This window comes from Aquitalea denitrificans (assembly GCF_009856625.1).
Lineage (GTDB): Bacteria > Pseudomonadota > Gammaproteobacteria > Burkholderiales > Chromobacteriaceae > Aquitalea > Aquitalea denitrificans.
The window spans coordinates 231,722-244,005 of the sequence record NZ_CP047241.1 but is presented as its reverse complement, the minus strand read 5'-3'; the positions used below and the strand labels follow the sequence as shown (position 1 = coordinate 244,005).

The window sequence follows — 12,284 nt, the reverse complement described above, 5'->3', positions numbered from 1 at the left end:
AATCGGATCAATGAGATGCGGCCAACAGGCCGGAAAGACCGCTAAGGGCCATGATCTGCTGCAGATTACTGTCCGGGGCAAAACGCTGACGCACATCACGCGCACCGGCTTCAGCCATCTGACCCTGTTGCGGCATGGAATCCAGTGCCGCAGCAATGGCGGCAGCCCAGGCCTGGGCATTGCCAGCTTCAACCAGCATGCCGGTCCGGCCATCTGCCACCGTCTCCGGAATGCCGCCGGTATTGCTGGCCAGTACCGGGCACTGCAGGGCCAGCGCCTCGATTTGCGACATGCCCAAGGGCTCGTAAGTTGACGGCATCAGCAACAGATCGGCATGACGGTACAAGGGTGCCACTGGTGAGACCACGCCAGCCAGCAATACGCGATCAGCCAGACCAAGACGCTGGATTTCCACCTCGATCTGTTGCCGGGCCACGCCATCTCCCGCCACCAGATAGCGCCAGTGCGGATAACTGTCCCGCAGCACCACCATGGCTTGCAAAATGGTGAGGTGCCCTTTTTCGCCACGTAACATGGCAGCATGCAGCAGCACAGGTGCGGCAGAAGCAGCCAGCCAGTCGCTGATATGGGCCGGCAGCGGCTGATTCACTGCAACATCCAGTCCGGCAAAGTCGATACCCGGATACACTACATGGATGCGATCAGGACGGATGGCGGGGTTTTGCAACAAGGCATCGCGCAGGTAATGACTGGGCACCATGGTGGCATCCACCAGCCGGTTATACGACCAAGCCGAGGGCTTGCCCGGCTGATAGGTACGGGAGCGCAGCAGGAAGGGCCGATGCCACACCAGCCTTGCCGCAATCGCCAGATTATTGCTGTCATGGCCACTGTGGCAAATGGCCAGGCGCGGCTGATGCTGGCTGATCCAGCGCCGCAGAATGGCAATCGACGGCAGATGCAGGCTGTTGCGAAAGCGGACCGGCAGCACCGCCAGGCCCTGCTGCCTGGCCACCTGTTCTACGCGTCCGCCCGGGCGGCAGGCCAGCATGGTACGCAGGCCATGCTGCTGCATCTGGCGCATCTGCTGCATCAGCTGCAATTCCTGCCCGCCGACATTATCGGAGGACTCGGTGAACAGCACCCACTTATTCGCCACTACTTATTCCTTGCCTTTGCTTTATTTCGGCAAGGAGTGCCGCAGCGGTGAAAAGAAAAATATGTAGCATGTGGTCCTTATTAACACTTTCCAGTACCATCCTACCCATAAAGCCACACGTAACTAGCATCAATACCAAACCGAGCATCTCACGACGCTGGCTAAATGCCTGAAAACCACTGCGTACAAGTAAGCCACAAAATATTAGCCAAAGAAAAACACCGGGAATCCCCAGCCCAATTCCTAAATCAATAAAACCACTATGACTATGACCTACTTGATTATGATGACCAGTCTCTGTCAGCGCCAATGAAAAAGCATCTCTTGAGAAGCCATAGCCAATTGGTCGAGTCACAATCAAATCCAAGCCACTATGAATCCAAGCAATACGTTCATAAGCTGAGCCATCTACTGGTTCTCCATTCGACATTTTGGGCAGCGGTTCCATCCGCAGCCACGCCTTGGTCGCTGGATAATTCCATCCTATTTGAGCCGACTCAATAAAGGCATGACTCCGAGGATCCTGGCGAACCGTGTATATACCAATTGCAATAATTGTAGAAAAAACAAGCAGACTGATGCCCAATACCTTGCGCCATGAAAAACGAAATCCTTCAAATACCATAAAAACAAACAACATTGATAAAACTAGATAAATTAGACCAATCATTCCATTGCGTGCCCCCGCCCTTAGGCTAACAAAAAGGATCAACAACGCTAAGATAAACAATGCCCAACGGGGGAAAAATGTTATACGACGATCACAAGAAAAACTACTAAAACAGAAAGCTACCGCGACAAAGCCTAATACATAATTCATGAAAAAAGTAAACTCCAGCTTTGTCGCCGTAGTAAAAGTTTCCATGAATGGCCATTGGCCAATTTTAAGATATTGATAGGCCCCATAACCAAACTCAACAACAGCAAGTGCTGTTCCGGACAATATAACTAAATCAGCAATAGACAACAAACGCTGTCGATTAAACAACCACAGACCAGCCAGAAACCATAACCCTCCAATCAGTAACTGGCTATACTCCTCGTGGAAGGATACCTGGGACCACCCAGACAGTAGCCATGTATGCATAGTTGCATAACCAAGAAAAACTACTAACGCTAGCACTACTGCTCGGGCATTTCCAAGTGATCGCACAAAAGATAATTTTCCAAAAATTGCTATTAGTAGCATCAAAACCAAGATGACATAACGTAATGCAATTGTATGCGAAACATTAGCAAGGGTGAGAAACAGCCAAGATAGAAGCAGTACTGCTTGATCTCTCCACCCATTGTGATTAGCTACGACTTTCATTGAATATCCAGTAAAAAGTTCAACATTTGTGATACATGTAGACTAGTTATGGCCTCCATGCACAAGGCACGACGGCAGGCATCGCCACGGTCGCCAAAACGGCGGAAACAGCGCAGGGCCCAATCCACATCGCGGTGGTGCACGCTGCGTTGGTTGCGACAGGGGAACAAGTCTGGTCCCACCCCTAAACACGGGTAATGGGCAAAGAAGCGGCTGGCTCCGAACAATACCTCGCTGCCGGGGCCAAACAGCATCAGCAATGGCGTACCCGCCACCTTGGCCAGATGGGCGACACCGGTATCCGGACACACGCAGGCACGGGCACCGGCCAGCAGCTGTCGTAGCTGCAACAAGGTTAGACAACCAGCCATGCGAACATCAGACGTCGGCGGGTCGATCTGCAGCAGCAGAGCCTCCTCACCCGGCCCGCACGACCACACCACCGCCAGTTGGGCACGGCGAATGTTATCGGCCAATTCCTGCCAGTGCGCCGCCGGCCAGAAACGTGTGGCCGAGCTGGCCCCCACATGCAGCACGACATAGTTATCCGGCAAGGATGGCAGGCTTTGCTGCGGCATCGGCCAGTCGCCTAGCTGATAAGGGGCAGGCTCCGGGCCATCCACCAGACGGGCGGCAGTATCGGTCCAGGCTTCAGGCTCGGTGGCATACGGAATGGCCTCATCCAGCAGCCAGTTCTTGTGCGCCGGCTGTTCATTGGCAAAGCCGACAATCCAACGCGCACCAATGGCGCGAGCCAGATAGCTCAGCCGGTTTTCGCCCATCAGCAACACCAGGTCAAACCGAGGCATGGCAAATAGCTGGCATACCGAGGCGAAATGACGGATATGCCAACCGAAGGCACGCACACCATAAGGCTGGCCTGCATACAGTGCGACCTGACCTGGCGGGCAGGCCATGACAATATCTGCCTGTGGATAACGTTGCCGCGCCTTGGCCAGCAGGCTGGTGGCCATCAAGGCATCGCCCAGCAGGAACTGGTGCAAAATCAGCACGCGCTGCACCGTTTCAGCCTCGGGTTTGTGCCGCAGCCATTGCCAGGGCAGGCGCAGCAGCAGGGACAGGAAAATCAGCGCCCGTGCGGGAAATCGACTCTCTTTCATCATGCCACGCTCACCACCGGCGGCTGTTGCCTGCTCTCTCCCTGCAACAGGCGACGATACAGTGCCATCATCTGGGCCACCATGTGCTGCTCGGTCTGTGTCAGTACCCGCTCGCGGGCCTGTCGGGCCATCTCCGGCCACTGCGCACGCGCCGCCAGCCATGCCGCCACATTTTGCTGCCAAGCCTGCGTATCCTGCGGAGCGGCCAGCCAGCCGGTCTTGCCGGGTGTAACACACTCGCCACCGCCACAGCGGGTACTGGTGAGCACCGGCAGGCCGCAGGCCAAGGCTTCAGCCACCACCGAGCCGAACGGTTCGTACAATGTCGGCAGGATGAACCCGTCAGCCATGCCGTAATGGCTGAGTACATCTTTTTGCGGGCCGGTGAAATGCACACGCGTGGCCACCCCCAGCACGCTGGCAAGCTGCTGATAATGGGCAAGCTTCTTGTCGCCGCCCACCACCACCAGATGCACGGCAGGCTGCTGCACGATGGCATGGATGGCCTGGGCCACGCCCTTGCGTTCAAAACCGGAACCGACGTATACCAGCACCGGCGCATCATCGGGGATGGCATATTGCGCACGCAAGGCGCTGCGCCGCATGCGCGCAGCCTCGGGGTTGAAGCGTGCGCTGTCCACGCCATTGTGAATCACCACGCACTGCTCCGGCTTCACCGGGAAACGTTGCAGTACGTCCTGTTTCACCATCTCGGAAATGCAGATTACCGCCCGCAGGTCTGGATGCGAGAACATGGCGCGCTCCATACGCAGCATGAAATGGTGATAAGGATTGCACCAGACCGACAGCTTGTGCCGCCAGCCCTTGCCCTCTGCGCGCGCATCCAGCCAGGCTGCGTGCACACCGTCTCCGGCGCGGAATACATGGCAGCCGGGAATGCGCTCGTGCGACTGCACCAGATCGGCACCCACCTGTTGCCAGGCCCGCCGCGCGGCACGGGCAAAGCCCCAGTCGCGCCAGATACTGCCCAGATAGAATGGATTGACGCGGCAGACAGCCACACCATCCAGCTGTTCCCAATTGCGGTTGATCAGTACCGGCTCCAGTTCGGGCTGCTGTTTCAACTGGCCCAGAATGGCACTGACGATGCGTTCGGCACCGCCTGCCGGATTGTATTTCTGCCGGATAATGGCCAGACGGGTCATGCGGTTTCTCCCAGTACGGCGTCAACCGCATCCATGACTTGTTGCAGACTGATCAGATTCAGACATTCGCTGTTCCAGCCACCGCCACAGCCAGCATTGCCACACGGCCGGCACGGCACCGAGGCAGCCACCACGCGGTGCGGCACCTGCCACGGCCCCCATTCGATGTCACCAGACGGGCCAAACAAGGCCACACAGGGCGTTTTCATCGCCGAGGCAATATGCATGGGCACCGAATCCACGCCGATGTACAGCCGGGCGTTATCGATGGCGGCAGCCAGTTCTTTCAGGCTGAGCTGGCCGGCCAGGCTGGCAGCAGGCATGGTCAGCCGCGACTGGATATCGGCCAGCATGGACATCTCATCCGGGCTGGGTGCGGCAGTCAGCAGTACACGCTGGCCACGCTGCTGCAGGGTATTGATCAGCGCAACCATGTTTTCCACCGTCCAGCTCTTGAACAGCCAGCGCGAGGTGGGGTGTACCAGAATGTACTGCCCGGCCTGCAAGCCCTGCTGTTCCAGTTTGGCGGCCAGGGTGGCCTCGGCATTGTGGCCGGCCACCAGCATCAGTTGACGCTGATTTTCAGCCGGATAAATCCCGATGCGCCGCAAGGCATCCAGATGGATTTCAATGGTATGGCGGCGGTTACCCGGCACTTGCAGATAGCGGTGGGTAAAGCTGTTGCGAAACAGTTTGCCGTAGCGGCCATCCGGCCCTACCGACCAGCGTGGCGACAGCAGACGCGTCAGCCATGCCCCGCGCTTGTGCTCGGTCAGGGTGATCACCAGATCGTAGCGACGCTGGCGTAAGGCAGACAGCAAATACAACTCTGCCTTGAGTTGGCCGATGGGACCCAGTTTTTTCCAGTTGCGATCTATGGTGTGCAGCTGGCTGATGGCCGGATGCAGGCTGAGCATTTCCTGCGTATCGCGGTACACCAAGGCATCGACCTCCAGATGCGGGGCCTGCTGTTTGAGCACGGAAAAAACCGGAGACGTCAGCAGCACATCCCCATGGTGACGCAATTTGATGACCAAGACGCGTCGTACCTGGGTCAGATCGATGGAGTCGTTCAGCATAGATTGGGTGAAAAAAGCCGGATCAGGCATCCGGCTCGGTATTCAGCAGTTGCAAAAGATCGGCGATTTTATCAGGGTCTTCGGATCGAAGCATGCGTCCCGCAATGGGGGCGATATCGTCCAGGTGGGTATTGAGTACCATGCGCTTCACCGCCAGCAGGCTGGCCGGGTGCATGGAGAACTTGCGCAGCCCCATGCCCAGCAGCAGCCGGGTAAGCCGCGGGTCGCCTGCCATCTCGCCGCACACCGACACCGGCACCCCACCCTTGATGCCGGTGCGGATGGTATGCAGGATCAGCTTGAGCACCGCCGGATGTACCGGGTCGTACAGATGGCTGACCGAATCGTCGTTACGGTCGATGGCCAGGGTGTACTGGATCAGGTCGTTGGTGCCGATGGACAGGAAGTCGACATATTTGATGAAACTGCCCACCACCAGCGCAGCGGACGGGATTTCAATCATCGCGCCCACTTCCACCTTTTCATCGAATGGCAGGCCTTCTTCGTGCAATTCCTGCTTGGCGTAATCCAGTTGGGCAATGGATTGCTTGAGTTCACCCAGCGAATTGAGCATGGGGAACAGGATTTTCACCTTGCCATAGTGTGAGGCACGCAACAGCGCCCGCAACTGGGCACGGAACATCAGCGGCTCGGCCAGGCACAGGCGGATGCCGGTAAGGCCCAGTGCCGGATTGTCCGCCACGTCGTGATTCAGCCACTTGGGATTCTTGTCGGCCCCCAGATCCATGGTGCGGATGGTGACCGGCAGGCCTTTCATGTCTTCGGCCACCTTGCGGTAGGCCTCGAACTGTTCGTTCTCGGTGGGCAGGGTGTCGCGCCCCAGAAACAAGAACTCGCTGCGGAACAGGCCCACACCGGCGGCACCGGAGCTTTTCACCACATCGACATCCTGTGGCAATTCGATATTGGCCAGCAGTTCTATCACCGTGCCATCTTTGGTTTTGGCATCGGACTTGCGGATGGAGGACAGCTTGCGCTTGGCATCGCGCCAGGCACGCTGGCGACGGCGGTATTCGCTAAGGACCAACTCATCCGGATTGACGATCAGCACGCCTTGCTGACCATCGACGATGATCTGTTCTTCTTCTCGGATCAACTCACGGGCATGGTGCAGGGCAATGACGGAGGGCAGGTCGAGGCTGCGCCCCAAAATGGCGGTATGCGAGGTGGCACCACCCACGTCGGTGACGAAGGCAGCGAAGTTGGAGTCCTTGAAATACACCATGTCAGCCGGCGACAAGTCGTGCGCCACCAGAATGGTGTCGTCCAGCAGGTCACCCGGTGCCGGCAGTTGCGGGGCATGACCGTCCAGGTTCTTGAAAATGCGTTCCACCACCTGCAACACGTCGTTCTTGCGCTCGCGCAGGTAGTCTTCTTCGATGGCGTCAAACTGCTCCACCAGCAGGTCGCATTGCAGCTTCAATGCCCATTCGGCATTGCAGCGCTGTTTTTCAATGATTTCACGTGGCTCGCGTGAAATGGTGACGTCGCCCAGCAACATGATGTGCAAGGACAGGAAGGCACCCAGCTCGGCCGGAGCATTTTCCGGAATGCTGCCCCACAGCATTTCCAGCTCCTTGCGCGTGGCACGCACTGCCTCGTCAAAACGGGTCATCTCGGCTGGAACTTCTGCATCCTCCAGGCCGTAGTGCGCCACATCGTCCATGCTGCGCGAGATGAGATGGGCCCGGCCAATGGCGATGCCGCCACCTATGGCTACACCATGCAGGGTGATATTCATCGTCCCATCCCCTCCTCAAGCGGGCTGATTCATTCAGCCTCGTCAAAACGATTGTTGATCAGTGCCACCAGCGCATCCAGCGCTTCCTGTTCATCCGGGCCATCCACGTCCAGCTCCACGGTGGAGCCCTTGGCTGCGGCCAGCATCATCACGCCCATGATGCTCTTGCCGTTCACGCGGCGACCATTGCGGGCAATGCCCACATCGCTCTTGAAACGGCTGGCAAGCTGGGTGAATTTACTCGAAGCCCGCGCATGCAGGCCAAGTTTATTGATAATTTGTATTTCAACGCGCAGCATTACCGTCCCCTGGAAGAATATAAAGTACGCCCTCCAGCCCGCCGGTAATGGCCTTGCTGACCACAATTTCCAGCGGCTGGCTGCTATAACTGAGCGCACGCACCAGCATGGGCAGGCTGACCCCGGCAACGGCTTCCACCTTGCCCGGGTCAATCAGCCGGCTGGCAATATTGGATGGCGTGCCACCATACATATCAGTCAGTACCACTACGCCATCGCCTTGTTCCAGGCGTGCCACCAGCGCAGAAGCCTCGACCAGTTTCTGATCCGGATCCTCGGTTTTTTCTACCGCCAGCGTGGCGATATTGTCCGGGTCCCGTCCTAATACATGCCGGGCGCAGTCCAGTAGACAAGCGCCCAGATTGCCATGAGATATGACTAGTACACCAACCATGCCTGCGTCTTCTTGTCCGTAACGATTATCGGCACACAGTCCGCTGCGGCGAACCGTGCTTCATTTCTGCTGCGAATCCGGCATTGTAGCAGGCCCGTTTTCCACCCGACGGAACCAGGCGAGTTTATCTGCCAGCGAAACGACACTGCCCACTATGATAAGCGCCGGCGATGCAACGCCATAGGACGATATCAGTGCCGGCAGGGTTTCCAGCGTTCCGCTCAGCGTACGCTGGCGCGGAGTGGTTGCCCATTCGATGACTGCTGCCGGGGTATCCGCCGGCTTGCCATGCTCGATGAAAGCGGCGCATAGCTCGGCGGCCATGGTCAGCCCCATGTACACCACCACGGTCTGATCCGGTCGGGTCAACGCCGGCCAGTCCAGATCGATGCTGCCATCTTTCTTGTGGCCGGTAACAAATGTCACCGACTGGGCGTGATCACGATGGGTCAAGGGTATACCGGCATAGCTGGCAGCGCCATTTGCTGACGTAATGCCCGGCACCACTTCAAACGGGATATTGTGCTCGGCCAGGGTTTCGATTTCCTCGCCACCACGGCCAAAGGTAAAGGGATCGCCACCCTTCAACCGTAGCACCCGCTTGCCGGACTGCGCCAGGCGCACCATCAGCTGGTTGATGTCTTCCTGCGGCAGGGTGTGATTGGCACGCGCCTTGCCCACGTAGATACGTTCGGCATCGCGTCGCACCAGCTCCAGCAACTCGGGTGCCACCAGCTTGTCGTGCAGCACCACGTCGGCCTGCTGCATCAGGCGCAGGGCACGGAAAGTCAGCAGATCAGGGTTGCCCGGGCCGGCTCCCACCAGATACACCGCACCGCTGGGGCAGTCTTCCGTGCTGGCCAGCCGTTTTTCCATTTCTTCGCAGGCAACTGCCTCGCGGCCATTCATCACGGCTTCGGCTACCGGGCCTTCCAGTACCGACTCCCAGAAAGTACGCCGCGCTTCAACATCGGCAAACCGGGCTTTTACCCGCTCGCGGAAGCGGGAAGAAAATGCCGCTAGCAGGCCAAAACTGGCCGGAATGATGCTTTCCAGCCTGGCGCGTACCAGTCGCGCCAGCACCGGGACACTGCCACCGGAGGAAACCGCAATCACCAATGGCGAGCGGTCAATGATGGCAGGGGTGATGTAGGTAGAGATTTCCGGGTCGTCCACCACATTGACCGGGATATTGTGCTGCTGCGCCACTTGGGAAACCTGCTGGTTGACCGTGCGCTGATCGGTGGCCGCAATGACCAGCCGCATGCCGCTGACCATATCGTCAGCAAAATAGCCGGGCAACCACTGCAATTCGCCACGTTTGGCCATCGAGGCCAGCTCGTCCGTCATTTCGGGTGCAACCACGGTCAGCCGCGCGCCAGCGGCCTTGAGCAGGCGTACCTTGCGCAGGGCTACGTCGCCCCCGCCAACCACCAGACAGGCGGCATCTTGCAGCTTGAGAAAAATCGGAAAGTAATCCATGCATCACTCCACAACAATCGCCACAGCATACTTTATTTGTTGCATAAAAACGACGAAAACGGCGCATGTAGCCTGATTTTCGTCATCACAATTTCCATACTAAATGCCATGATTGAGATGACGCCCTGCACCACCGGCAGAAAAGGGCAAACAAGGAAGCGGCGGGTGAACATTGAATAATTTCAGATCAGGCATGGCCATGGCAACCGTGGCGACAAGCAGTGCTCTGCTGCTGGCCAGTGGGGAAGCGTGGGCGGAGTCGGCGCGACATGCCCCCTGGGACTGGCCGTTGGCAGGCTTGCTGTGTCTGGCTACGGGTATCTGGCTGGGTAGTATCTGGCAACGGCTGCGCCAGTCCCGACTACGCATCAATGCCTTGCATTTTCATGTACAGCACTCGACCGATGCGCTGCTTGCGCTGGATGAATCTGGCCGGGTACAGGTGACAAGCCAGGGCTGTGCCGACCTGCTCGGCCATACCCCACAAAGCCTGCAGACCAGCGGCCTGCCTGCCCGGCTGTGTCAGCAGCTGCAGCAGCAAACGACATTGCTGGTACCGCCGCACTTCATAGACTGGCAAGACACCCAACAACGGCCATTGCGCCTGGGCGTGCAGCAGCTGGTGATGCCAGCCGACACCCTGCCTGCACACTGGCGGATATTACTGCTGCATACGGTCTACACCCCTCATCCTGTATCGACACCGGCCTCGACCATGCTTACGGCACTGCAGGGTGCGCGCATCGGCCTGTGCGAATTCGACCTTGATCAGGCTAGGATCAACTGCAATAGCGGCGCGCTGCACACCTTGCTGGGGCTACCAGCTGACCAAGAGACCATCGGCCTGGACGACTGGCGGCAACGCGTACATCCGGAAGACCGCAGCCTGCTGGACAATGCGCTGCAGAACATCGGGCTGGGCACGACAGCCGTACTGGATCTGGAATACCGCATGCAACATGCCGATCAGCACTGGGAATGGCTGGAGCAGATATTCCAGCCTGCCGATGCGAGCACACGCCCTCGTCATGTACAGGTGTTCAGTCAGGTCATCACACCACGCAAGCTAGCCGAAACAGCCATGCGCCGACGTGAGCTGGAATTCCGTACTCTGGTGGAAAATTCCAGTGACATCATCGCCCGCTATGATCTGGATTTGCGCTGCCAGTTTATCAACCGCAGCGTCAGCCGCTACTCGCCCATGATCCGTGACGAGCACATCGGCAAGACCGTGCATGAAAAAGGCTGGCCGGACAATGTGGTGGCCCAGTTCGAACAGGAGTGCCGTCGCCTGATCGACAGCGGCGAGCCACGTTGTTTTGAAATGGAGCTGCTGTCGCACAACCGGCGCTACATTTTTGAAACCCGCCTGTTTCCCGAATTCGACAGCAACGGCAAGCTGACCAGCATCCTGTCGGTAGATCGCGAAATTACCGACAGCCGGCAGGCCAACCGCCTGCTGAGCGAAGAAAACGCCGTGATGGAGATGATTGCCGCCAATCAGCCGCTGGAGGATATCCTGGGCCAGATCTGTACCATGATCGAATCCCAGCTCACTGGCGGATGCTGTTCGGTGATGTTGCTGACAGAAGACGGCGAGCACCTGCACGTGGCCTCCGGCAACAAGCTGCCAGCCGGGTACCTTGCCATCATCGAAGGCATTGCTATTGGCCCTCAGGTGGGTTCCTGCGGCACTGCGGCCTACTTCAAGCGCACCATCATCGTTGACGATATGGAAAACAGCCCGCTATGGCAGCCCTATCTGGAGCTGATCCGCCCCTTCGGGCTGCGCGCTTGCTGGTCGACACCGCTATTTAGCAGCCAGCGCGAGCTACTGGGCACCTTTGCCATTTACTACAACGAGCCCCGCACACCGAACCCGGATGAAATGCGCCTGGTCTACCGTAGCTCGCATATCACCGCCATCGCCCTGCAGCGCGACCAGCATGAAAAAAAGCTGTTCCAGCTAGCCACCATGGACGAGCTGACCCGGCTGGACAACCGCCGCAACTTCCTGCTGCAAGCCGCGCGCGAACTCAAGCGCAGCCAGCGCAACGGCACGGACATGGCCGTACTGATGATGGATCTGGACCACTTCAAGAACATCAACGATGCCTATGGCCATGCGGCGGGCGATCAGGTGATCACCCATTTTGCCAAGCTGTGCCGCCAGATTCTGCGCGCGACCGATCTGGCCGGACGGCTCGGCGGCGAGGAGTTTGCCGCCTTGCTGCCGGAGGCCGACAGCACACATGCACTGGCCGTGGCAGAAAGATTACGCACCGCGGTGAATGACAGCCTGGTCGAGGCCAACGGTCAGCAGATTCACTACACGGTGAGCATCGGCCTGTCCCTGTTGCGCGATAGCGATCAGCATGTGGACGACCTGCTGAAACGGGCAGACAAGCTGCTCTATCAGGCCAAGCACCAAGGCCGCAATCAAGTGTGCCACGACCTGATGCTGAAACTCGTCTGACCGGTGCCAATCCAGCGGGCCGGACTATCGCATCCGGCCATGCCGGCCCTAAGATACGCTTTTCTTCGCGATA

Annotated in this window: 10 protein-coding genes; 1 reads left to right on the top strand and 9 read right to left on the bottom strand. The window is 58.3% G+C overall.

Going from position 1 to position 12,284, the window contains the following annotated elements:
• Positions 1-7 precede the first annotated feature (7 nt).
• Genes GSR16_RS01165 through cysG form a run of 9 tightly spaced genes read right to left on the bottom strand, consistent with a single transcriptional unit; the run spans position 8 to position 9,735 of the window.
• A complete protein-coding gene (locus GSR16_RS01165) occupies positions 8-1,120 on the bottom strand; it encodes a glycosyltransferase (RefSeq protein WP_240902571.1) in 1,113 nt (370 codons plus the stop codon).
• Positions 1,110-2,432 carry an O-antigen ligase family protein gene (locus tag GSR16_RS01160; RefSeq protein WP_159874763.1) on the bottom strand — a complete coding sequence of 441 codons (1,323 nt, stop codon included), beginning with the start codon at positions 2,430-2,432 and terminating at the stop codon, positions 1,110-1,112. Before GSR16_RS01160 ends, GSR16_RS01165 begins: the two co-directional genes overlap by 11 nt.
• Positions 2,429-3,556 (bottom strand): glycosyltransferase family 9 protein, encoded by a 1,128-nt coding sequence (locus GSR16_RS01155; RefSeq protein WP_159874762.1) that lies wholly within the window; start codon positions 3,554-3,556, stop codon positions 2,429-2,431. The genes GSR16_RS01160 and GSR16_RS01155 overlap by 4 nt, the downstream gene beginning before the upstream one ends.
• Positions 3,553-4,719, bottom strand: coding sequence for a glycosyltransferase family 4 protein (locus GSR16_RS01150; RefSeq protein ID WP_159874761.1), 1,167 nt, complete (start codon positions 4,717-4,719; stop codon positions 3,553-3,555). The genes GSR16_RS01155 and GSR16_RS01150 overlap by 4 nt, the downstream gene beginning before the upstream one ends.
• Positions 4,716-5,798 (bottom strand): putative lipopolysaccharide heptosyltransferase III, encoded by a 1,083-nt coding sequence (rfaQ, locus tag GSR16_RS01145; protein ID WP_159874760.1) that lies wholly within the window; start codon positions 5,796-5,798, stop codon positions 4,716-4,718. The genes GSR16_RS01150 and rfaQ overlap by 4 nt, the downstream gene beginning before the upstream one ends.
• A 22-nt stretch (positions 5,799-5,820) precedes the next feature.
• A complete protein-coding gene (ptsP, locus tag GSR16_RS01140; protein WP_159874759.1) occupies positions 5,821-7,560 on the bottom strand; it encodes a phosphoenolpyruvate--protein phosphotransferase in 1,740 nt (579 codons plus the stop codon).
• A 29-nt stretch (positions 7,561-7,589) separates the two neighbouring features.
• Complete coding sequence (locus tag GSR16_RS01135) at positions 7,590-7,859, bottom strand: HPr family phosphocarrier protein (RefSeq protein WP_089083589.1); 270 nt, start codon at positions 7,857-7,859, stop codon at positions 7,590-7,592.
• Complete coding sequence (locus GSR16_RS01130; RefSeq protein ID WP_045847764.1) at positions 7,846-8,253, bottom strand: PTS sugar transporter subunit IIA; 408 nt, start codon at positions 8,251-8,253, stop codon at positions 7,846-7,848. The genes GSR16_RS01135 and GSR16_RS01130 overlap by 14 nt, the downstream gene beginning before the upstream one ends.
• Before the next feature lie 60 nt (positions 8,254-8,313).
• Positions 8,314-9,735, bottom strand: coding sequence for a siroheme synthase CysG (gene cysG, locus GSR16_RS01125; RefSeq protein WP_159874758.1), 1,422 nt, complete (start codon positions 9,733-9,735; stop codon positions 8,314-8,316).
• Positions 9,736-9,928: 193 nt separating this feature from the next.
• Here cysG and GSR16_RS01120 point away from each other — a divergent pair, with 193 nt between their 5' ends.
• Positions 9,929-12,211, top strand: a complete 2,283-nt coding sequence (locus tag GSR16_RS01120; protein WP_159874757.1) for a sensor domain-containing diguanylate cyclase — start codon at positions 9,929-9,931, stop codon at positions 12,209-12,211.
• Positions 12,212-12,284: the final 73 nt, after the last annotated feature.